Below are 23,413 nucleotides of genomic sequence, written 5' to 3'. Positions count from 1 at the left end.
CAATATTAACTGTACCACTTCCAAATCAAAATTGATCTCAACATAAAGAAATCAAAGATGTCTTAAGTACCAAGGAGTCGGTGGTGAGACTGGGCTTGGTCTTGTAGAGACCTCCGCGGGGCCCGGAAGGCCCTCGCCAAAGGCGAAGCGGTGAGGCCAGGATGGCCGGGTCTCGTAAAGACCAAGCCCAGGCTCACCGCCGACGGACTTCGCAACTAGAAGATACCTTTGTTGTCGCGTTTGTTGTTAACCAATTTGTCGATAGGAATCTGAACGTTCAACTGTTGAACCTGTTCAGCAGTCAAGTTTTCCAAATTCTCACAAAGACCGATGAAACGATCGCGCTCTGCTTTAGTGATAATCCCCTCAGTCAAAGTATCAAACTTACGGATGTAGTCAGCACGTTTGAACGGACGAGCCCCAGCCGGATGCGCATCAGCCACACCAAGTTCATCAACGATCTTAGAACCGTCTTTCATAGTGATTTCTACGCGGCCACCGAAGCGTTTTTTATCTGGATCCGTCTCGTGGTACCAAGCAGTCCATTGTTTGTCTTCGATAGTGGAGATTTTGTGCCACAAAGCCACAGTGTCAGCACGTTGCGCGCGCTCTGGAGCGTACGAGTTAACGTGGTGCCAAGTACCGTCTTGAAGAGCCACTGCGAAGATGTACATGATCGAGTGATCAAGAGTTTCGCGGGAAGCTGTAGGATCCATTTTTTGTGGATCGTTCGCACCAGTACCGATTACGTAGTGAGTGTGGTGAGAAGTGTGGATCACGATATCTTTGATATCGTCAAAGTTTTTGATCATTGGTTTCATTTTACGAGCCAAATCGATCAATGCCTGAGATTGGTACTCTGCAGAGTGCTCTTTAGTGTAAGTCTCAAGGATCGCACGTTTTTCTTCGCCAACTTCTGGAAGTGGAACTTCGTATTTACCGTTTTTGCCGTCAAGCATGTAAGCGATAACGGAATCTTCACCTTCATAGATTGGAGACGGAGCACCTTCACCACGCATAACACGGTCAACAGCTTCAACAGCTAGTTTACCAGCGTGTGCTGGAGCGTAAGCTTTCCAGGAAGAGATTTCACCTTTGCGAGATTGACGAGTTGTGAAAGACACGTGAACCGCTTGTTGAACTGCCTGGAAAATAGTTTCAGTTGGAAGAGACAACAAAGTACCGATACCCGCCGCTTGAGCAGGGCACAAGTGAGCGATATGGTCTTTTTTGTGCATGTGAAGGCAGATAGCTTTCACCAGGTCTACGTGAACTTCGTAACCAGTTACGATACCTTTAAGAAGTTCTTTACCGTTCTTACCCATTTGTTGAGCAACTGCCAGGATAGCTGGAATGTTGTCACCAGGGTGAGAGTAGTCAGCAGCAAGGTAAGTGTCATGGAAATCCAATTCACGAACCGCAGTACCGTTGGCCCATGCAGCCCATTCACAGTCAAATTTTTGATCGTTCGGCATACCGAAAACAGTCGCGCCACCATTACGAGGATGCGCAATCGCCATTGCACGGGCAGAAGCAACCGGACGACGGTTTGCTGCAGCGATAGCAACAGAGGCATTGTCGATGATACGGTTGATAACCATATCCAAAACGTCTGCTTTGATTGGAGCATTGTCAGAAGCGATTTCTGCAATTTTCCAAGCTAGTTGATCTTTACGATCCAATTTTTCTTTAGATGGATAAACACGCACTGTGTGTTTTTTCATGGAAGTCCTCTCAGTCCATTTGCTTTACGAAAAGCCCTAAGACTTATCGCGTTATTTATTATTAAATGAAAGCAAACAAAGCTAACTTGCCACGCTCTGAGTGGTCAAGGAACTGAGAGGGAAAGTGGGTGGTTTCTGCGATGCTCCTCTAGAGGGAATACGAGAACGCCGCTTTATTATGAAAATCAGCCTGGGTGCCTGGGTGAGACAGGGCATAGTAGGACTTGGAACCATCAGAAAATTCGATCACGGCAGTGATTCCCAATTTTTTAAATTGGCGCAAAGCCGGGGATTGAATCTTAACCCGAAAGACCGCCTGATCAGACTCGAGCGATCGATGACTTAAACTGACCGAAGCCGTGCCGTCAGCCTTCATACCCTGCCGATAACTGATGAAAGAATAAGCATTCCAGTCGCCGTTGGGCGAGCAATTAACTTCCAAATAGGGGGAGTCAGCATTTTGATCAAAGCTAAAAAAAGCTTCCAGACAAGTGGTCTTCCACAGTTCATCCCGGCGCGGAACAGTTCCTTCAGCATCTTCCCGCTGTGGAGGAAAGTGCAAGTGACGAGTGGGGCCTAGCAGAAAGAATTCAAGAATCACTTCATCTGGCGACGTCACGTAAACCTGGGATTCCAGTTTAAATAATTTCGTGAATGCAGTTTCCGCAAAAGGCTTAAGCTCAAGCACTACCGTCTCTCCCAGTTCAGTCGGGCGGTGAATAGATTCTTGCCATCAGAAGTGCGCACCCCGCGATAAACGGTGGAGCCTCCGTTGCCGGTTTCTGAAGAATCATCCTCGCTCTGTTCAATTTCAACAGTATCACCCAGTTTGGTTTCTGCCAAAAAATTAACAGAGTAGGAATTCAGTTTCAGAGTCTTGTGAAGCTCGTAAGGGATCGCGTCCAATATCCACTGGGCATATTTGGCGTTGTTCGCATGTTGGTTGATATCCAGATCGGAATTGCGAACCGCGAACTGGGCAAGCTTTCGGTATTGACCCCGAACCGGGATCTTTTCAGTCTCCAATGTGAGCAATTCGTCGGCAATCAGGTCTTTCCAGGGGCGAATGCCTTCAACAGGTAAAATCCGCCCGGTTGCTTGTTCCAAAGCCAAAAAAGACGTCGTACAGGTGCCGATCACCTGATCCTGGGAGTCGATAACTTTAAATCCGCGCATGACAAAAGCCCCTTCAGGCGGGCGAAGCCAGGTCTGAATCCGGATGGTTTCGCCAAAGGCAGGCCATCGTTTCATCTCGACTTTCTGGCGGGTGATAACCCAGTACATCTTGTCCCGGGTCATTTGCTCAGCACCGAAGCCGATTGTTTCGGCATGCATCCAGGCAGTTTCTTGCAGCAGGTTTAACAGTCCAAAAAGCCCCAAAACTCCTCGAGCATTAACCGATTGAGATGAAATTTTGAAGACTTCATTCCAGGTTTTAGAGTTCATAATTGAGTCCTTCTCTTGTTTTGCAGCCGCCTTATGTTATTTTACATAACAAGTGAGAAAAAACAGGACGGAATTTAGAACAAGTGATGTATACTATGTTTAGTTGATGATTTGGTGTTTTCCCCAAATCAGTTTGTCACATTTTGAAAAGTTGTTTATGATTATTTTCGTTCAGGCGGGTATATGAGACAAAAAAATATGTTAGCTGACTTTCTTAAAACAAAGCGCGTAGCTGCTGGTCTTTCGCAAAGAGACGTATCAGACAAATTGGGCTACTCAACTCCTCAATTTATTTCTAACTGGGAGCGTGGGGTATCTCATCCGCCAATTAACGCTCTGAAAAAACTGGGCGAGCTGTACAAAATTTCAGCTGAAGACCTATTCGAAGTGACATTGAATGCGACAATCCAAGAGGTGACTCAGGATTTGCGCCGCAAGTTTGCAAGTTCAAAATCACGCTAGATTTTAATTTAAAAAATAAAAAAGCCCGGTCATTGCGATCGGGCTTTTTTTTGGCTTTAATTTTTTATATTAGAACGTTCCGATGGAAATATGCAGGCGCCAAGGTTCTTCGCCAGGTTGCATGTTCAGTTTCCAGGCAATATCGACACTCAAAGGACCCACTGGAGTGTTGTAGCGAACGCCGAAACCAGTCGCCGCGCGGTAAGGCTCGTGAATGTCCAATCCCTGAATCGCCACGATACCACCGTCATAGAAAACAGCTCCGCCCAAGGCATCATAGACCGGGAAGCGCAATTCAGATTTGATCAGACCCATGGTTGAATCTGTCGTCAGATAGTATTTTTGGTTACTGCCGGCGATTCCCAGGTCATTGTTGTTCGGGAAATACTCGGTACCCGCTTCATAACCACGAACCGTAGAAATACCACCCAGACTGAAACCTTTTTTATCCCAAGGCACACCATTTTGGCGGTTCGGAGTATCAGGCAACTGACTTAAGTTTTTCAGGTAACCCCCACGGAAGTTGTTGGCCCAGATGATCGGTTGTTTTTGGGCCGTACCCACGCGGTTGTAAAAAGTGATCGCAGCGACTGCACGCCAGTAGTTGATCGTTTCAGTTCCACCAAAAGATGGATCGGAATATTCCGCATTGATACGCGTGAACGTTCCCGCTGTCGGGTTGAAAGGATTGTCCCTAAAGTCGAAGTCAATATTCGGGCCCGTAGTCACGATATCCTGGTTTGTCGGTATATACGGATAGGTCTCGTCAAGACCGTAGTCCTTTACCTGCGCCAAAGAATAAATATCCCAAGTTCCCAGAATTTTAGAAGTCAGGTCTTTTTCAATCGTGTAAGTGTACTGATTCAAATCCGTGACCTGCTTAACGTTAAAGTCCGTGATTTGACTGGAAAGAGTGATATTCACACGACCACGAATATGGGAGCCAAACAAGTAAGGCTCAAGGTAACCGGCAACAACTTTGTGCTCAAGGTACTTCACATCGGCGATGTTATAGTTTCCTTCCAAACGCAGGGAAACCCCACGGCCCGTGCCTAAAAGATTGCGGTACGAGACACCCGTGTATCCACGCAAGGTCAGTTTTCTTTCATTGGTCACACCGGCACCGATGTTAAACGTTCCGGGTTCACGCTCAGTAATGCGAACAATGACGGTACGATCGGCGATATTGGTTTTTTCTTCCAAAGTTCGCACGTCCACGGTGTTGAATAATCCCGTTTTTTGCAGCTGATAGATAGAATCTTCGATTTTCTTCGGCGTGATCAGTTCACCCTGACGGATTTCCAATTCCTGGTAGAGCACGTAATCACGAGTGAATGTGTTGCCTTCAAGGATGATGGAGGCTGCACGAACCTGAGGACCTTCAAAAATTTTGAAATTTAAAGAAGCCTTGGTGTTCGTTTCATCGTAAGTGACCAGGTCTTCTTTTTCATTTAGCAGAAGCATTTCGATGTAGCCGTTATTATGGTAAAAATCCTTAAGGTTTTTTACTGCGGCATCGATTTGATTCAGCTTCAGCGGACCCGTGGTAAGCCCGGTGATTTTCAAAAGCTCTTCGTTCTTGTAAGTCTGATTGCCCATAAAGGAAACGGACTGAAGCATCGTCAAAGGGCCTTCGTCCATGTTCACGTAAATGGTAACCTTGTCTTTTTCCTTATTATAAATCAACCGGCTGGAAATGACCCGCGCCTGAAGATAACCTTCATTTTGCAGGGACAGCAGCAGGTTTTTCATACCTGTATCGATGTCAGCCTTGTTGTAAAAACCTTTGGAGACGATAAGGGAGCTATAGTTCTGAATAATATCAGCATAATACTGGGGATCGCGGCTGAATTTTCCCGTAACATTGATACCCTGAATTTTTACGCGGGGACCTTCTTCGATGCTGAAAATAATTTTTCGGTCGTAAGGACTGCCATCTTCCTCTTCGCGACTGCTGACTTCAGCGCGGGCATAGCCTTCTGACAAATAATAATCGCGCAGCTTGCCGGAGAGCTCATTTCCGATATTAGGGTTGGCGGAATAAAAATTATCCAGGTCCAAGGCGTTTTTAAGACTGCGACGACTGCGCAGCTCAGCACCTTCATATTCAAATTTGAAAGTTTCCGGACGGTCCACCCGGTAAGTCAAAATGGCCTGGGATTCATCGGCACTGTATTCAATCTTGGGACCGACAAAATCAGCACGAACAAAACGTTTGCTATTCAGGAAGGAGCGGGCGGACTTCGTGATATCTGTCAAAGTTTTGTCCGTCAAAGGGTCACCCAGGTTGGAGTCGATGACACCCACCAGAGCTTTATTCAGCGCCAGATTCGCACTTTGCACAATCAGATTGTGAATGACGGTGCGTTTGTTTTCCGTGATTTTCAGAACGATATCGACGTTTTCATCTTTACCAGGAGGCATTTCAATATCCACGACCGCATTGAAATAGCCCTGTTCCTTATAGGCCAGGCGCAGTTTTTCACCTTGTTCCGCAAGCTCTTGCTGGTCAAAGACGTCGCCGGATTTAACTGCAAAATAGGAAAGTGCTTCAGAGTTAGAGAAAAACTTGTTCCCCGCAACGCTGATGTCACCAATGCGCCTTGCAATGACGTATTCCAGTTTGTAGGAACCCGCGGCACCTTCAACCACTTTTACGCGATCAAATAAGGGCTTCGGTTGCAGAAAGCGCAAAACATCGTCAATGACACTTAAAGGAATATAGTCCTTGGTAATTGCGGGATAACGCTGAACCAGCTCTTTTTGCATTTCAGCGGGCAGGCTGGAAATATCCAGGCCTTTTGCCAAAGCCGATGAGGCTTGCATCAGCAAGACAGTTGCAAGTGCAGTCAGCAGGGGAGCTCGGATCATTTGAACTCCCTTTTAAATTCAAGATCTAGACCAAAGATACTTTCGTTCTCGATGGGAGTATTTTGCAAAGTACTGTTTTCGTAAATATTTTTATTCTCAAAAGATCCCACGGCTGTCCAGTTTGGATTTAACAAATACTCAAGCTTCACATCGTAACCCGAGATATCGCCCACTTGACGACTGCCGGAAACTTTCATCTTCTCCGTCAGGCGACGGGTTAAAGTGATTTTTGGAATACTGATATTGCGAGTGGAGTCATACTGGGAAGTCACAGACAGATTCAGTCCCAGTGTGCTTTCCAGTGGCTTATTGATTTCTTTGGCAAAGGCCGCACCAGCAACCTCAAGTCCTGCTTGGTCTGCCAAAGCTTTGGATTGGCCCGATGTCGCCATACTTTGTGAAGTCACGCCCAATGCAATCAATGAAACAATGTCTTGTTCTGACAATGGCGGCACGCTGGTCATTTTAATATTTAAATTTTTGGCAGAGCCCTGAGCAAAAAGACTGACATCATATTCGTTCACGCGGGAAGTGGCTGTAACGTACAAATTAGGGTTGATCTGGTTTGGATCCGAAAAGTCCACGTTGCCGGCTTGAATATCAAAGTGGCGGTCCTTAAAGATCAGCTTCGAACGTTTTTCCGTCACAAGCTTACCCAAAAGTACCGGATTCGAAGGAGGTCCTTTGACGGCCAACTGACCTGAAACTGCTCCATCGAACATAGAGTTTTTTACTGCCAATGGTTTTTCCAGATTGATCTGAATATCCAGCAACACCGGTTCAAACTGATTTTCACGTAAAACTTTTGGCAGGTAAGCACTTTGTTGAATGTTGGAAATACCGTTTCCGCCCTCAATAAACTCGCGCTCAAAAATTCCGCCATTCACACGATAAGTTCCAGAAAGTACAAACGGGAACCATTTACCCGAGAACAACAAGTCAGCATCACCACTGGTATGAACGCGGTCAGGAACATTCAGTGTGATACCTTCAAGGTGAGCGCGGACTGAAGTTGGTAAATCCTGAATGCCGTTAATCAGAACGCTGCCATCACCAGTCAGATTACCACCAGCGATATTACCTTTGATGTCGTTGATGATGATACGGGATTGAGAGAAGGAAACATTTGCCTGCAGTTTTTCCAGCGGATGCGGGAAGCCTTTAAGTTTAACAAAAGATCGGGTCAGGTTGGCTGTGCCCAGAATTTCAGGTTTGCTGATTCTTCCAGACACGGCAGCAGACACACGCAAAGGGCCACCCAAGTCATCCAAAAACGGAGTGAAGATTTGCAGCAGGCGCAGATCTGTGCGGGCCTGAATATCCATGTTCAAACGATCCGCGGTAAAATGAGTGCCCTTGATCTGAATTGAATTTTGCGGACCACGCAGGACAAAGTTTTTGAAAGAAGCCGAGCCATTTTCAGTGGTGATCTCAATCGGGCCGTTATTGGAAATACTTGAACTGCCACGTTTTAGATGAAAGCCCTCGATCAGAATCTTGCCGGTGGATTTAAAGATGTCTCCGGAATCGGAGCGCAGATCAATAGTTGAAGTCAAAGAGGAGTCGTATTCGCTCGCCAGATTCGCGCCGCCGATTAACGCCAGCAAAGTCGCAAAAGTCCAATTGTTGGTCTTCATCTGAATTCTTAGCGGAGACACTTTTTCAAACGGATACTGGAAGCTGCCTTGGACTTTATCACCGAACAGCTTGATTTGACCGCCGAAACTTTTTTGATCAATGCCCAGCTGGAAAGTAGAATTTTCGATTTCCTGATCTTCAAGCACAGTTTCAGTCAATGCACCTTTAGCTTCAACGCGGGCGTCGCTAAAGGAATTCTTAATCTCCGCAGAAGCATTCAGATTCCCGTAAATATTGTCGGCGATCTGAGTGATGATGTTGGATTCTTCCAGGCGCCAGTTTTTAGCATCGACGATCAGATTTAAAATCTTGTCGGAACTGATACCCCCTGTAACGTTGGCAACAGAGCTGTTCTTTAAAAGCTGAACTTTGCGAGCCGTGATATTACCGTTGGTGGCATCAACGTTAAAGTGCAACTGATCAAAGGATTCTTCGCCGGCAGTTACATTTTTAAACGCCGAATCCAGTTTGTAATTCATTTTCCAGAAATTCAAAGGACCTTGAACAGTCGCTTTTGCGGCACCAATACCCTGAATTGCGAATGGGAATTTATAAATTCCAGAGATGATAGTTGCCACGTCAGCAAGTTCTGCGGTTGGCGCACTGAAAGTGCCCACCAAAGTGCTGTTATTTAAGTTAATATCTAGGTCACCGATGTACTGCGTGCGGTTTTGAGCCCCCGCAATTTCAGAAAAGATCAGATGTCCTTTTTTCAACTGCACGTTAGTGATCGCATTACCCAGGACGAAATCCTCAAAGACGAAATCCCGAACGTTCAGGGTCAGGTCCATGGTGGCAGTACTTGCATTACCTTGAGTCGAACCCTCAATGCTGGCATTTCCGACCATCTTAAGGTGAGCCAGATTGTGGATGTCTTTCATCTCAAGTTTTTTGGTTTTATAATTGATCTTAAAACCTTTATCGAAATCAATAACTCCATCACTGGTGCCGACACTGCTGCCAATTTGAAGGTGAGTGTCGTAGCTGACCGCGGATGTTGTCATCTTGGCTTTGCCAGTGACTTTGATGTCATTCAGATTAACGATTTCCAGACCCTTGGGGGTGTTTTCAGACTTCACCCAAAGTTTTTGGCCTGTCAAAACACCGTCATCACAGCTTAGTTCAAAAGACGGCAGAATGTGGCCCGAGCAAGGCAGGGATCCTTGAAGCTGCACGCCCACGGGGATGTTTGCCAGATCCAGGGATACAAACAGTTTATGCAAATCCAGATTATCGATTTTCACAGTGGATTTGAAATCATAATTATCGTTCAGGCGAAATTCTGATTTGTTAAGCTTGGCTTCACCGGCTGGGTGGCTGACCGATACCTCTGAAAACGAAAACGTCTTGTCGTTGTATTCACCTTTAATGTGGGCATCGCCTAACGCGAATTTGGAAACCACCACAGACTCGGTGATGAGATCAGCTTTACCCTTGATATCGTTAAGGCCATTAAAGCGGACTTCAGCGTCGGTCTTCAGAGTTCCTGAAAGACGGGGGATTTTAGAAGTGGTCTTAATGTCCTGAAGTTCTTTGTAAAGGTCCGCCAGTGAAATTTTCGCGTTTAGATCCAGAACTCCAGAAGGTTTGATCGTCACGTTTCTAAAATCAGTCAGCTCACCACGAACCAAAATCTCGGACTCATCAAGGCGAACACCCAGTTGCAGGATGCGTAAGGATTGACGGGTTAAGTAAAGGTGCGTGTCCAGCGAACCTGAAAACTGCCCCAGCTTTTTCATCGACAAAGCCAATGCCGGCGTATCCAGCTTGGCAGTGATGTTACGGCCCATATTGGTCAATAGCAGGCCGATGTTGCTCGCTTCTGCATGAAATCCCAGTTTGTCAGAACTAACAAGGACGTGAACATTTTGAACCAGGACTTTTTGCAATGGAATTTTCTCGGTGATCGAGAAAATCTCATCCATCGGAAGTGGAGTTGGTTTGGAGTCGTCCTTGATCAAAGGATCAATGTTGATTTTAGCTTCCGGAGAATCAATCACCAGGGCCGAAAGTTTAAGGCGCCCGCCCAGAAGGGAAAAGAAATCCAATTGCACACGAGCCCGGGCCACGCGCACTTCCTCGGTGATTTTGGCGATTTCGCCTTTGGAAACTATGCGGATGTTTTCCAAAGCTACCGAAGTGCTAAGGATGCGAATGCGCAGGCGATCAGCTTGAACTTCGACGGGCAAAGATTTTTTTGAAAAATCCTGCAGCTCACTGAGTGCCCAGGTTTCCAGACGCGGAATCACCAGCCAGGTGCCTAAGCCCCATAAAATTAAAAATGCCAATGTCGGAGTGATCAAAATCCAAAAGACACGCTTCATTGACCGCTCCAGATACTTAGCAACGCACTTCCCGCACGGTAATGAGGACGCGAAGCAAGCAAGCCTTCCAGGATTTCAACGGCCGTGTGTTTCTGACCGATACCCCACATTGCCTGTGCACGCAGATAAGCGGTGGCGAAAAAAGTTTCCGGCTCGTGAGCATAAGCAAGCTCCACGTGGGAGATCTCATTAAGTAATTCAATAAAGCGGCGGCATTGTAATAGCACTTCCAGGCGGAACCAGTGAAAGCTTTCAGAAGGTTCGCAGAATTGCAGAATATCCAAAGCTGTTTCATAGCCTTCCAGCATGAAAGCGGCGATGGCAAAATCAAAAGCCATATCCGGATCTTGTTCCGCGTGATCGCGCAGGTTCTGCAATAAAACCAACAGCACCTTTTCGACTTCAGGATCTTTCGGAGATAATTCTTCAGGCTTTGGATCCCGGGCGCGCGGTGAGCGTCTGGCTAAAATTTCCAAAGCATGGCGCTGTCTGTGCTCGCGCACTTCGTTGTTCACGTCGTTATCGCCGGGATACAGTTTCTGCAAACGAGCCAGTAAAACTTTTTCCTGCTCGTACAGTTGTTGCGTGCGCAAGGTGATCAACTGATCCAGAAGATTTTTTTTGTTATTCAGAAAATCTTTGTGAATGCGGTACTTGCGATTTGAACGCCACTCACCCAAAAGGGCCGAGCGCGTGTTCAATGCCTGAGAGCGGGCCGCTTCGTTTTCCGATTCACTTTCCTGAATGCCTTCGATCAAGGCGGCGATGACTCTTTCATCCAGTTCCAAAGAGGCATGTCCCAAAGCTTCCATAAAGTAAGGCCAAGGCACCGGGAAGTTTTCATTATCGAGATGTTTGATAACGAAGTTTGCAAGTTGCAGATGGCGTCCGCTTAAATTCAAAAAGCGCGCAAGGGCATTGATGTTATCAAGGGAAACCTGGTCAGGGGAGGAATCAAGAGAGGAGATAAGTCGTGCAGCCACTTCATCCAGATCACTGGTCTCATTGAGTAAATTTTGAATTTCCAACTCAATAAAAGTGGACAAAAAAAGCCTCCGCTCTGAAGTGAGCTCCAATGGTTTGTTGAAGCTCTCAGACTAACCCGTTTATTTTGAGATAAAAACGAGTACTTGCGGAGACTTAATATCTTGCGTTAGCAATATTTTTTGGGAACTATCTTTGGCTTACGCGCTCTACGTAGTCACCAGTTGAAGTATCGATACGCAATGTATCGCCTTCATTGATGTGTAACGGCACGCTCACTACCAAGCCAGTTTCCATAGTTGCTGGTTTAGAAGCACCAGTAACACGGTCACCTTTGATGCCCGGATCAGTTTGTGCAACCAATAGGTTTACAGCTTTAGGAACGTCAGCAGCTACGGCTTTTTCGTTGTAGAATAGAACAACAACTTTCAAACCTTCAGTAAGGTAGAATTTAGATTCGCCAAGGTCTTCGTCAGACATAGCAATTTGTTCGTAAGTCTCATTGGACATGAAGTTGTAGCCAGTGTCGTCTTTGTACAAGAAGTTCATCTCTTTGTTTTCAACGTTTGGTACTTCAAATTTTTCGCCAGATTTGAAAGTCACTTCCAGGTTTTGACCTGTCAGCATGTTTCTCAATTTTGTGCGAGTGAATTGGTTGCCTTTACCTGGTTTTACGTGTTGGAAGTCCACGATCACGTAAGGCTTACCCTCAACCATGATTTTCAAATTCTTACGGAAATCTGACGTTTCGTACATTCTTACCTCGGTGTTAAACTAAATACTCAAGACGAGTAATATAGCCCAACTGCCCGGGGTAAAGTCAAATATGGGAGCGGTAGTCTTCGATTTTGCGAAGCATCATCTCTAGGGTTTCGATCTTCTTTTTGCGCACCATCTCTTCACGGGGAAGCAGTGGCTTCAATGGAACGGGCTCGTCAGGTTCATTATAACGTACCTGCAGAGTCTTCATTCTTCTTTCGATCTCGGCGTGATCGCCAAATTCCACGCGGGTGTCCTTTAAAAGAGCGTGAGCTTTTTCAAGATCATTGCGCACGATGAAGGCATCAATCAAAGACAGCATGCGTTCAAATGCCTTATTTCTAGGCACAGGTTGTGGCTTGAAAACTTCCGTCGCAGCTCCGGTTTTAGTTCCCGGAACGGTCTGCTCAACCGGTGGAGTATCCAAATTCACCTGTGGAAGTTTTGCCATTGCAAAGACTTCGTCGTCGTACTCATCCGCGGTCAGTGATTCCAATTTCTGCACGGCTTTTTGTGCAGACTGAGAGTTGGGATTTAAGAATAAAACCATCTTGAAAGCCTTCAGGGCTTCCTTTGGATTTTTGTTTGCAAGCTGCAGTTCTGCCAGAAGTTGATGAGCAAGAATATTCTCGGAAGCCAGTCCTGTGGCCTTTTTCAGGGCCTCAATGGCGCGGCCGATTTGACCTGCGTCGCGCAAAATTTTTGCGTATGTGACCAATCCTCCAACAAATTGCGGATGGCGTTGAACGCCAGAAGTCACAACCTGCAGCGCTTCTTTCATCATGCCCATCTCTCTGTAGGCTTCCGCCAGAGGTGCAAACACCTGAGATGTTGGATCCTTTGCCAGGATAGCTTGATATTTTTCGATAGCGCTTGCTTCAATCTTTGGCATGATTCAGATTCTAGTGCACATTCATTGACTTAGCAATACGTTCGGAATGAAATTAAAAGTATGAGTTTGACGATTCTTGGGGTGGACCCCGGTTCCCGCATCACAGGTTTTGGCGTGGTTCGTATCAGCAATGGCAAAATTGAACACATCAATCACGGTGTTATTTTGCTTGAAGAAGATATGGGTTTTGCCGCGCGCATGACAGAACTTGGTTTGGCCTTTCGCGAAGTCATGGAGAAATATCGTCCCCATCAAGTGGTGATCGAAAAAATCTTTATGGGCAAAAATGCCGACAGTGCTTTTAAGCTGGGGCATGTGCGCGGAGTGGTGATGTACGAAGCCGGCTTGGGTAAAGCCACCGTCGCGGAATATGCGACAAGATCTGTTAAAAAAGGAATCACCGGTAACGGTGGTTCATCAAAAGAGGACGTGCAGGCGGTATTGCTGGCCATGCTGGGAATTAAAGCCATCAATCGCATCGATGCCTCGGATGCTTTGGCCATGGCTTGCTACCATGCCTTTGAAATGAAAAAGAACGCAGTTTTACAAAAAGCGGTGAGTATATGATCGGTTATTTACGCGGAAAAATTATTGAAGTCCTGGGTGATTCAGCCCTGATCGATGTGCAGGGTGTGGGTTATGAGATTTTCGCCTCCTCCAACACTCTGGGTGACTTCACAACATTGCTGGGCAAAGACATCATCGTCTGGATTCATACCCACGTTCGCGAAGATGCCCTGACGCTTTTTGGTTTTCACGACAAAGAGGAAAAGAATCTGTTCTTGTCCCTGTTGAAAGTAAACGGTGTTGGTCCAAAAATGGCTTTAAGTATTTTGTCAGGCGGTCGTCCTGCGCAAATTCATGAGCTGATTGAAAATGGAAATGCCAAAGGCCTTTCTGCATTGCCTAAAGTTGGTAAGAAAACCGCTGAGCAGATCATTCTGACTTTGAAGGGCAAACTTGTGTCCATCGAAGAAAGCTCCAAAGTAAAATCCGAAGCTTTGACTCAAATCACTTCAGCACTTTTGAACCTGGGCTACAAATCCCAAATGGTGGATCAATTCGTATCCACGTTGCCGGTTTCGATCACAGTTGAAGAGGGTGTTCGTAAAGGTTTCCAAACACTGTCAGGTAGCTTGTCATGAGTCGTATTATTGAAGGCAGCATTTTAGATAGCGATATCACCGAAAGCAGCAGCGGCGGTGGGGAGAAGGCCTGGGAAAACGAATTGCGTCCCCAGGATTTCACAGAGTTCTCAGGACAGGATATTGTAAAAGACAAAATCAAAGTTTTTGTCGCTGCCGCAAAATTTCGTCAGGAGCCACTGGATCACGTTTTGCTTTCCGGGCCTCCGGGCTTGGGTAAAACGACGCTTGCACAAATCATCGCAAATGACATGGGCACTGATATCAAAATGACGTCAGCGCCAGCGATTGATAAAAAAGGTGATCTGGCTGCGATTTTGACTTCGCTTAAGCCTAACTCCGTTCTTTTCATTGACGAGATTCATCGCCTCAGCCGTCACGTGGAAGAGTATCTGTATACCGCGATGGAAGATTTCTACATCGATATCGTCACGGGTGATGGTTTGGGTGCGCGCTCAATGAAGTTTCAACTTGCGCCATTTACTCTGGTGGGGGCGACAACCCGAGCCGGACTTTTAAATCCTCCATTCCGGGATCGTTTTGGGATTGTTGAAAGGCTTCAGTTTTATGACAAAGAGGCTCTTCAAAAAATCTTGATCAGATCTGCCCGTAAACTGAATGTGGAAATTGACAGTGACGGAGCCGAAGAAGTGGCCCGTCGTGCGCGCGGAACGCCTCGTATTGCGAATAGACTGTTAAAGCGTGTTCGTGATTATGCACAAGTCAAAGGTAATGGCGTCGTCACTCGAGAAATTGCGATATATGCTCTGGATCAGCTGGGTGTTGATAAGCACGGCCTTGATCTCATGGACCGTCGTATTTTGAGCCTGATTCAAGAAAAATATTCCGGTGGCCCTGTTGGTATTGATACAATAGCAGCTGCGCTCAGTGAAGAGCGTGACACACTTGAGGAAGTGTATGAGCCGTTCCTGATCCAGGAGGGATTCATTCAGAAAACTCAGCGCGGTCGCGTGATCACAGAGTTCGCCAAGAATTCAGTTTTAGAAATGATTCAAATGGAGAAATAGTATGCTTAAAAGACAGCCTCTCGTCGTCGAAGTCCTTAGAGGGCCCGCAGTCGAGAGTGTTCACAACGTGATGGTCGCTGTTGTGAACGAGCTGGGGCAACTGCTTCATGGCTGGGGTAATCCCAGTTTCGGTACCTTTCCTCGAAGCGCCATCAAAATGCTTCAGGCTCTTCCACTCATCGAATCCGGTGCTGCAGATAAATTCGGTCTTGATGACAAGATGATCGCTTTGGCGTGTGCCTCTCATCGCGGGGAAAAAGAGCATCTCGCCGTTTTATCCCAATGGGCTGAAAAGGTGGGGATTGCGGAAAGCCTGCTGTCCTGTGGGCCTCATTTACCGTACAACGAATCATCGGCGCATGATTTCATTCGTCGCAATCAAAAGCCCAACGCATTTTGCAATAACTGCGCAGGCAAACACGAAGCCATGATCACCACCTGCCTGCATCTGGGCGAGGATCCTCACGGTTACGCAAACTACGAACACGCCGCTCAAAAAAGATTGCGCAACATTCTGACTGAAACCATGAAAGTGGATCACAGCAAAGTTCCGCATGCGGTGGATGGTTGTGGTATTCCGACTTACGCAGTTCCACTCCAGGCGATTGCCTCGGGCATGTCGATCTTTGTAAATTCCAAAGCTCCGGTTCTAAGAAAAGGCGCCTGCCAGCGCATCATCAAGGCTGTTATCGGAAATCCGTTCTATATCGCAGGCAGTGACGATTTCGCCACAGCTGTGATTGAAAAGACACAGGGCCGGGCTATTATCAAAGGCGGGGCCGAAGGTGTCTATGCAGGCTTTCTGCCAGAGAAGAAAATGGCCTTTGCGGTTAAAACCGCTGATGGTGCGGGTCGCGCAGCCCAGTTGGCTACGGCACAGGTTTTATTGCAATTAGGGGGCATGACTGTCGAGGAAGCAAAGGCTCTCTCGAAATTCACTATGCCAATTATCACGAACTGGAAGGGCGAACCTGTCGGCAAGTTGCGGATTGCTAACGACCAATAGACGGTGGTAAACTGTCTCCATGTTCTTACAAAAAACAATTCGTAAAAAAACGGTGATTAACGGCATTGGTATCCACTCAGGGGATCCATGTACTTTGACTTTCAAGCCAGCACCGTCTGATACGGGCGTTTATTTTATTCGTAAGGACCTGCCAGGCAATCCCTCTTTAAAAGTCACAGCCCGCAATGTTCAGGCAACCAGCCATCAAACCACAATCGGTGGCGAAGCATTTTCAGTCGCGACAATCGAGCATTGTCTGTCTGCACTTTCAGCCCTACGAATTGATAACTTGTTTATTGAACTTGATGGGCCGGAAATTCCTATTTGCGATGGCAGCGCCGGGGAGTTTTTAAAAGCTCTTTTGGATGTCGGTATCGTTGAGCAGGATCAGCCCCGCAAGTATTGCTATATCACGGAACCTATTTATTTTAGCGAAGGTGAAAAACACGCCTACGTGGTTCCATATCATGGTCTGCGCGTGACCGTGACTATCGATTTCCCGCATCCGGTGATTGGTAAGCAAACAATTGATCTGGATATTAATGAGCAGTCTTTCGGTCGCGATATCGCAAGCGCCCGCACATTTGGATTCTTAAAAGACGTCGAAGCACTTCAAGCCCGCGGTCTGGCAAAGGGCGGAAGCCTGGATAATTGCATTGTGCTGGACGGTGGAGCTGTGATCAATCCAGAGGGCCTGCGCTGGGCGGATGAATTTGTTCGTCACAAAGCTTTGGATGCCCTGGGGGATCTGGTGACTTTGGAAATGCCGATGATGGGTCACGTGGTGCTTTATAAAGCGGGCCACGACATCATGAACAAGCTGGTCAAGAAAATCTGGGATTCCCCGAATTCTTTCCGGCACGTGGAACTGGGTGCTGACATCAACGATGAAGTCCAAAAGTTTTCCGGTTGGACGTTGGACGCTCGATAGGTTTTTGAAATATCCAAGTAATAAAAAAGGCGCTTTTCCAAGCGCCTTTTTTTATTTTCTTCGTGCCGGTTCTGCCACACTCACTTCAGTGCCGCTCATCGCAGCTTCCATCAGATCTTTGTGATAGTGATAAATCAAACTGCCTTTTTCCAACACCGGAATCAGCTTGGTTGCGATGGACAAGGACAATGCCGGGCAACCCCAGCTGACTCCCAAGCGACCAAACGGCTGACCTGTTTTTGGATTTTTAGAGTTGATGAAATTCTCGCCGACATACCAAGCACCGTGCAAAACGATATCACGGTTGAAGGCCTGGTCATTTGAAGACTGCAAACCATACATGCGCAATGTCTTACCGTATGAGCCGTAATAGAAGTCCCCCGTCAGGTAAAAGCCCAGGGACGTTTGTTTTGAGTCTTTGATATTTGAAAATCGAGTCGCCCAGTTGCTGTTACCAGTGCCTTTACCGTGAGACACATAATAGCGAATCACATCACCGGTGCGCAGATTGATTAAAAAGAAACGGCGATTGGTGGAAGGCTGAGAGTAATCGATGATCGCGATTGTCTCAGGACTTTCCAAGGTCACGATTTGAGTTGAAGGACTGCGATCAGATTCCTCGCAAGGTTTGATGCTGCCAACAGGCCATTTGCCACATTGATAAGTGCTTTGCTGGAAAGAACGACCGGCGTTCTCGTCCATAAAACGTACTGTGCGCTCAAGGGCATCCTGAGGAACGCCTTGTTGCAAAATTTTAGTATAGATTGCTTGAGAAGGAGCGGCCACAGCCGACGTTGCAATCAAAGACAACAGCACGGTGATAAATTGTACTTTCACAGATCCCCCACAGAATTTAGTGATAGTTCTAATTATGATTACTTCACAGGGGATATAGGAGTGATCCCACTAAGAATCAACGTTTCAGTGCAATTATTGCAAATTTCTCTCAGTTTCCACGAGTTTAGATTGCAGGGGATTAACATATACGCCATTTGGCGGAAGCGGGATGCTAAAAGCAAAACACGAGACTTGTTAGGTCTCGTGTTATCAAAACGTGTCCGTTGGTTCTAAGGCAAATTACATTTGGGATTTCAGGTAGCCAACGATGTCGATACTTGGAGCAGACTCGGTACCGACACCCGGTTTAGGTCCGCGGCTAAGTTGTTCCAGAGTGTAGTCCATTCTGACGTCATAGCGACGCTCTGTTTGATTGCGCAACCAACGTTGGGCATCGAACCAGGCTCTCTTATTTTGATCATCCGTACAAGAAGCAAGTTCCTTCGGCATACGGGCACCCCAGCGCATCTCCGGGCAGTGATACGGGTCAAAGCTCATGTTGAAAAGTCTTTGGCGAGCCGCCTCAAGATTCATCAACAAAGTGTCTCCATTGGAAGTCGTGTAAGAGAACTTACACAAAGTCGCTTCCTGAGAGTAAACCGCAAAAAGGTCTTTTGCCAGGTTGCCACCGTTGTAGCGAATCGTTCTGTCACGGGAGCGCCATTTTTGAATCGCTTTTTGTGACTGCGCCATAATATCCATGAAGGAAGTTTTTAGGCGGGCATCACGTGATGGTGTCGCATAAGACTCCCATTCACCCGTAGCCCCGAAGATATTCACCGGCAGGCGCTCTGGATGCTGTTTCAAAGGAATGCCTTCACGGCGAGCCAGTTCAACTGCAGCCACGCGGTCTTTCAATGAAGAACAAATATCGATCACTTCAAATTTCATATCCAAAAGTGGGTCGATAACCGGTTCGCCATTCGTCAATTTCAACTGAACGTATTCAAAGTAATTGATTTCCTGACCTTGGAAAACAAAGCGGCCTTTTTTCCAGTCACCAGATGGATCTGGTTGATTGCCATAAAATTGTTCTGTGCCGAAAGCGGAAAGATCGCGGTTAGCTGCGGCTTCAATACGGCCACCAACATAAGCGTTACCTTCCAGGGACGCTCCCACCAACTGTAATGGACGGAAGTTTTTAAAACCCGCACCTTGTCCTGGGATCGAGCGCATGAACTTGGAAGTATAAAGACCCATTGTCAAAGTATTGTCAGGATGGGCATCGATATAAAGAACACGACCTGCTTCAGTCACGCGGTAAATAATAGCCACGTGTCCGTTCGGGTCGTAGATCACTGTTCCTGGGCGGATACCGTTGCGATCCAGACGAGCTGGATAGAAATCAGAATAAGTTGCGCCCTGAGCATCACCAATCATACGGAAGGCTGCTGTGGAAACGCTGTTGATTAAATCAGAATTCAGGAAATCCACTGCATCAGGAAATGCCGTCATACGCAGCTTGTTTTTGCGGGCCAAAAGATCTCGGCGATATTTTACGGAGTTTCCGTTTGTGGAATAACGAATGTCTTTGTTGAAGTCCTCAGGTCCTGCAGGGTTGGCAGTGAATCCTGTCGCATGGGAAAACGGCAAACCCATTTTCCACGCAAAATAAGCACGCAGGTAATAAGGAAGATCTGCGCAATCAGCGAAATAGCGAATGCCACCTGGATCAGTTCCATAGAACATATTCGCAGGGCTATTCAGACACTCAGTCACTGTAGCGCATCGGCGATTTTCAACAGCGGCACCCAGTTTGGTCACGAACTGTCCAAATTGGTATTCGTGTTGTTCGGTCCACGCCGGTTGAGTGATGCGCCAGTCGCGCGGTCCTGCGACAGCCGTTGTTGCGGCAGTAGCAGTTAAAATCAAAAAGAACATCGCAAATGTTGATTTCATTAGTAACTCCAATGACTTTAAACAATATCCCCGGGTTTATAACAAGATCCGGAGTATTTTGCTTAGGAAAGTCGATCGGGTTTGTATATTTGCAGAACTTTCAGGGGTGTCAAAAGGGCGGGCACATTTCTGTTAACATTACGTTTTTGCAGGAAGAATTTTCTGAGCGAATTTCCAGAACTTGTTATCGGCTCCTAACTTTTTCAGCAGATAAGCCTCGGCCTCTTCGTGGGAAATCGTAAGGGATTGATTCCACAAGGGTTCAAACAAAGTCTTTGTCGCGCCCACAGCAGTAGAGGGAAAACTCGAGTCCTCAATTTCGCCGTACGCCACGATCAACAGGCGTTGCCATAGTGCTTTCATTGCGCGGTTGTATGTGGACTCCATATAGCGGCCCTGAAGGTCGGCTATCTCTTTTAGCTGCTTGGTCGAGAGCGGGGAGTCCATCTCCAGGGCTTCCAGAATGCTTCTGCTCTCGCGTGAAAGGGGAGTGTCGCTGCGCTGAAAGGCCATCATATTTGCAAAGGTTTCCTTCGAGAAAAAGGTCGCGCGGTTCTGATACCATTTGGCATAAACGACCTTGTCTGACCGGGAGAGTTCTTCCTTCAAAAGCCACAGGTCTGAAACCTTGCGGTCCGCACCTGCATCCCATCCCCAAACCATTTTGGAGCGGGGCCACAGGTGCGCCCAAATTGAGTCTGGCTCCGAACTGTTTTTGATCGGATATACGAGTAAAATTCCTTCTTGTTCGATAGCCTTAATAGCCTTTTGCTTGATCATTTTTTCATTAAACCAAGTTCACAAAAGTTTGGCAATTTCGGTCTCCCTGTCAGGTCTTTTGACACTCACAAAAAATCTTCCCAATAGGCTTTCAACAAGGCGGGAAACAGGCCAAATTTTTGAGATATTCCCCTCTGTATGGTACCTATTTCAGCCAACCATATGGCACTAAAAAACAAAGCATTCAGACTATTTTACAAGCTTCACATGTACCTCGGACTTTTCGTGGCGGTGCATTTTATTTTCTTAGGTATCAGCGGATCCATCCTGCTTTTCAAAGAGGAAGTCGAGGGCGAGATTCATCAGTCCGCTGTGGCGACAGATTCCTCTGCGCCATTTTCTTATTCAGGGTTAATGACAGAAGTCCTTAAGAAATTTCCAGGTGAAAGACCCCTGGCGGTTTTCAAAGACGACGAAAATGACAGCGTCATCAACGTGCGTTTGGGAATGAACGACTCAAAAATGTTCCGTGGCGCCCGCAAGCTGACTTACGATGCCAACACCGGTGCTGAAATCAACGTCGAGGCGACAAAAAGTTCCTTCATGGACTGGATGCTAAGATTGCATCGTGAATTCTTTTTGGGTTCTTACGGCAAAATTTATGTGGGCTTGATTGGTTTGCTTTACTTCTTCGTGATGCTTTCCGGATTTTTTATTTACGGAAACTTCGCCAAAAAAGTGGCCTTCGGGGAAGTGCGTATCAAATCTCCGCGCCACTGGTTCTCGGATCTGCATCGTTATATCGGCATGGGTGTGTTTGCCTGGGGTTTGATTATCGGTGCGACAGGTTTCCTTTTAGGCATCAGCTCTTCACTGATTAAGTTTTATCAGTATCAGGAACTGAAACAAATCACTCAGCAGTATAAAGACATCCATGGTGACAACGATCATCTGCATAACGTGACGGTTCTGGATAATGTGGTGAAAACGGCAGAAACAGCTCTGCCAAATTCTAAGGTTGATTACATCGCGATGCCAGACACGCAATTCGCACCTCCCAATCACTTCCTGATTGTGATGGTCGGAGATACTCCAAAGACCGAGCGTATGACCCAATTAGTGGTGGTCGATGCAGCTACTGGCCTTCAGGGTGAGGTGCGTGAGCTTCCATGGTACATGGAGATCACTCTGGCTTCCGAGCCTCTGCATTTTGGTAACTACGGCGGATTGTTCCTTAAGATCGTCTGGTTGGGCTTTTCGCTGTTCTCGTTGTTGTTACCGATCTTCGGTTTGATTATTTGGTATAAACGCAAGTATTCAAAAGCAGCTCCAGCGGGTGTCACTATGGAAACTCGCAAGCTCTCTGACTCCGCGTTGTTTAAAAACCGCTTTGCGATTCCGACAATCCTTATGGTGTTAACAGGGGCCATGATCATCGGGGCCTATATGTTTGGTGGCGCATTTGCCACAGCTTCGGGCTATGTACTTTTAATTCCGATCGCGATCTGTGTGCTGGTCCTTGTTAAAAGTCGCAGGGGGCGTGATTGAATTTAGCCGTACTCGCAAACCTTAATACGATCACTTTCAGTGCGTTGCAGATTCTGCTGTTCACGCTTTTGCCTTATTTGGCAGAGGCGATGCATGTCAGTCTGTCGCTGGTGGTGGCCGTATTCAGTGCGGGTTCGTTCTTATTTCTTTGGTCTTCGCCTTTTTGGGCTTCCAAGAGTGATAAAGCCGGGCGCCAGCCCATCCTGCTTGCGGGAATTTTGGGATTGGGAGTTTCCACGATGATGTTGTGGGCCCTGACTCAATGGGGTAAGCAGTGGGATTCCACTGTCGTTGTTATCCTGCTGATTTTAAGCCGCGTGATTTACGGATTATTGGCGTCAGCAGTCGTGCCCGTTGCGCAAGCGCTGCAAGTTGATCTTTCTGAATCCACCTCGGCGATGAAAGCCATGATTTCAAATTCAATGAGTTTGAATATCGGCCGTTCTTTAGGTCCAATTTATGTCCTGCTTAGCGGCGGTCAAAATATGGACCGCGTGTTGGTGGGTTTCTTATTCTGGATTTTGTTATTGGCAGGACTGAATGTGTGGGCTTTGCGCCTGCAGGCTCCGCAAATGAAAACGGCTCCTTCTGCGGACCGTGGATTTTCAGCGTGGAGTTTGGCGTTCAACCGCATGCGCTGGGTGTTTTTGTTAGCCGTTTTGTTCACAAGCTTTATTGGAATATTGAATTCCTCGCTGGCTGTGATTTTAAAACACAGCTTTTCCTTAAGCAGTCAGGAATCGGGTTTGTTGATGGCTAAGCTCTTACTGGCAAGTGCAGTGATTGCTGTAGTGACTCAGTTCCTGGGCCGCATGCTGTTTAAAAATCCCTGGCAGGGTGCTTTGGTTATTGGCGCCTTGATGCTTTTTGTGGGCGCCGTATTACTCCAGGTGATGAATATGCAATCCCAACTATGGACTGCGATTTTCTTCCTATCAGTTGGAATTGCACTGGTACCACCCTGTTATCTGACGTTAATGACCACGGTTGATGCTGAAAATATGGGCCTGGGCCGAAAAGCCGGCATCGTCAGTGCAGCGAACACCATCGGCTATGCGGTCGGTGGTGCTTTGGCAGCTATTACCTTAAAAGCTAAGTTTTTCTCTTTGGAATCCCTGATGATTGCACTGGTTGTCCTGATGATGATCAGCATTGCAATCCTATACCGTCAACGCTCTGTCGCTGCGGTGGAGGCTTAA

Annotated in this window: 19 protein-coding genes; 8 read left to right on the top strand and 11 right to left on the bottom strand. The window is 46.9% G+C overall.

Translation table 11 applies throughout. The annotated features are described in order from the left end of the window. Positions 1-215: 215 nt before the first annotated feature. From ACLWNV_RS11880 to ACLWNV_RS11870, 3 genes are all read right to left on the bottom strand, one after another. Positions 216-1,724: an MmgE/PrpD family protein gene (locus ACLWNV_RS11880; protein ID WP_413584655.1), complete on the bottom strand. Its 1,509-nt coding sequence runs from the start codon at positions 1,722-1,724 to the stop codon at positions 216-218. A gap of 148 nt (positions 1,725-1,872) precedes the next feature. After that, a complete protein-coding gene (locus tag ACLWNV_RS11875; RefSeq protein ID WP_413584654.1) occupies positions 1,873-2,412 on the bottom strand; it encodes a DOMON-like domain-containing protein in 540 nt (179 codons plus the stop codon). Continuing rightward, positions 2,412-3,170 (bottom strand): acyl-[acyl-carrier-protein] thioesterase, encoded by a 759-nt coding sequence (locus ACLWNV_RS11870; protein ID WP_413584653.1) that lies wholly within the window; start codon positions 3,168-3,170, stop codon positions 2,412-2,414. Before ACLWNV_RS11870 ends, ACLWNV_RS11875 begins: the two co-directional genes overlap by 1 nt. Before the next feature lie 183 nt (positions 3,171-3,353). On the opposite strand from ACLWNV_RS11870, the gene ACLWNV_RS11865 reads away from it, so the two are divergent. Further along, positions 3,354-3,632 carry a helix-turn-helix transcriptional regulator gene (locus tag ACLWNV_RS11865; RefSeq protein WP_340596879.1) on the top strand — a complete coding sequence of 93 codons (279 nt, stop codon included), beginning with the start codon at positions 3,354-3,356 and terminating at the stop codon, positions 3,630-3,632. 69 nt (positions 3,633-3,701) lie between these two features. On the opposite strand, the gene ACLWNV_RS11860 is transcribed toward ACLWNV_RS11865, so the two are convergent. The 5 genes from ACLWNV_RS11860 to ACLWNV_RS11840 all read right to left on the bottom strand — a co-directional run bounded on the left by ACLWNV_RS11860 (position 3,702) and on the right by ACLWNV_RS11840 (position 13,100). After that, positions 3,702-6,503, bottom strand: a complete 2,802-nt coding sequence (locus ACLWNV_RS11860; protein ID WP_413584652.1) for a POTRA domain-containing protein — start codon at positions 6,501-6,503, stop codon at positions 3,702-3,704. After that, complete coding sequence (locus tag ACLWNV_RS11855) at positions 6,500-10,465, bottom strand: translocation/assembly module TamB domain-containing protein (protein WP_413584651.1); 3,966 nt, start codon at positions 10,463-10,465, stop codon at positions 6,500-6,502. Before ACLWNV_RS11855 ends, ACLWNV_RS11860 begins: the two co-directional genes overlap by 4 nt. Next, positions 10,462-11,511: a hypothetical protein gene (locus tag ACLWNV_RS11850; RefSeq protein ID WP_413584650.1), complete on the bottom strand. Its 1,050-nt coding sequence runs from the start codon at positions 11,509-11,511 to the stop codon at positions 10,462-10,464. The genes ACLWNV_RS11855 and ACLWNV_RS11850 overlap by 4 nt, the downstream gene beginning before the upstream one ends. 127 nt (positions 11,512-11,638) lie before the next feature. After that, the gene (gene efp, locus ACLWNV_RS11845) at positions 11,639-12,205 is read right to left on the bottom strand and encodes an elongation factor P (protein WP_413584649.1); all 567 of its coding nucleotides are present in this window, start codon (positions 12,203-12,205) and stop codon (positions 11,639-11,641) included. Between the two features lie 64 nt (positions 12,206-12,269). Continuing rightward, on the bottom strand, positions 12,270-13,100 hold the full coding sequence (locus ACLWNV_RS11840) for a tetratricopeptide repeat protein (protein WP_413584648.1): 831 nt from the start codon (positions 13,098-13,100) through the stop codon (positions 12,270-12,272). Between the two features lie 60 nt (positions 13,101-13,160). On the opposite strand from ACLWNV_RS11840, the gene ruvC reads away from it, so the two are divergent. From ruvC to lpxC, 5 genes are read left to right on the top strand one after another with little or no spacing between them, the layout of a single operon-like run. Then, positions 13,161-13,667, top strand: coding sequence for a crossover junction endodeoxyribonuclease RuvC (ruvC, locus tag ACLWNV_RS11835; RefSeq protein ID WP_413584647.1), 507 nt, complete (start codon positions 13,161-13,163; stop codon positions 13,665-13,667). Next, a complete protein-coding gene (gene ruvA, locus ACLWNV_RS11830) occupies positions 13,664-14,245 on the top strand; it encodes a Holliday junction branch migration protein RuvA (RefSeq protein WP_413584646.1) in 582 nt (193 codons plus the stop codon). Before ruvC ends, ruvA begins: the two co-directional genes overlap by 4 nt. Further along, positions 14,242-15,273, top strand: coding sequence for a Holliday junction branch migration DNA helicase RuvB (gene ruvB, locus ACLWNV_RS11825; RefSeq protein ID WP_413584645.1), 1,032 nt, complete (start codon positions 14,242-14,244; stop codon positions 15,271-15,273). The genes ruvA and ruvB overlap by 4 nt, the downstream gene beginning before the upstream one ends. Before the next feature lies 1 nt (position 15,274). Further along, complete coding sequence (locus ACLWNV_RS11820) at positions 15,275-16,279, top strand: asparaginase (protein WP_413584644.1); 1,005 nt, start codon at positions 15,275-15,277, stop codon at positions 16,277-16,279. 19 nt (positions 16,280-16,298) lie between these two features. After that, positions 16,299-17,210, top strand: coding sequence for a UDP-3-O-acyl-N-acetylglucosamine deacetylase (gene lpxC, locus ACLWNV_RS11815; protein ID WP_413584643.1), 912 nt, complete (start codon positions 16,299-16,301; stop codon positions 17,208-17,210). A 51-nt stretch (positions 17,211-17,261) separates the two neighbouring features. Here lpxC and ACLWNV_RS11810 read toward each other — a convergent pair whose 3' ends face one another. From ACLWNV_RS11810 to ACLWNV_RS11800, 3 genes are all read right to left on the bottom strand, one after another. Then, complete coding sequence (locus ACLWNV_RS11810) at positions 17,262-18,047, bottom strand: murein L,D-transpeptidase catalytic domain family protein (RefSeq protein ID WP_413584642.1); 786 nt, start codon at positions 18,045-18,047, stop codon at positions 17,262-17,264. Positions 18,048-18,287: 240 nt separating this feature from the next. Further along, positions 18,288-19,946, bottom strand: coding sequence for a hypothetical protein (locus ACLWNV_RS11805; protein WP_413584641.1), 1,659 nt, complete (start codon positions 19,944-19,946; stop codon positions 18,288-18,290). Positions 19,947-20,084: 138 nt separating this feature from the next. Further along, entirely contained in the window at positions 20,085-20,726 is a 642-nt protein-coding gene (locus tag ACLWNV_RS11800; RefSeq protein WP_413584640.1) for a hypothetical protein, read from the bottom strand. Between the two features lie 207 nt (positions 20,727-20,933). Between ACLWNV_RS11800 and ACLWNV_RS11795 the strand changes: the two genes are divergently transcribed. After that, a complete protein-coding gene (locus ACLWNV_RS11795; RefSeq protein WP_413584639.1) occupies positions 20,934-22,214 on the top strand; it encodes a PepSY-associated TM helix domain-containing protein in 1,281 nt (426 codons plus the stop codon). After that, a complete protein-coding gene (locus ACLWNV_RS11790) occupies positions 22,211-23,413 on the top strand; it encodes an MFS transporter (protein ID WP_413584638.1) in 1,203 nt (400 codons plus the stop codon). Before ACLWNV_RS11795 ends, ACLWNV_RS11790 begins: the two co-directional genes overlap by 4 nt.

This window comes from Bdellovibrio sp. HCB274, from assembly GCF_047306075.1.
GTDB lineage: Bacteria > Bdellovibrionota > Bdellovibrionia > Bdellovibrionales > Bdellovibrionaceae > Bdellovibrio.
Note: the sequence above shows the minus strand (reverse complement) of the source record. Positions and strands in the feature narration are given on the sequence as shown.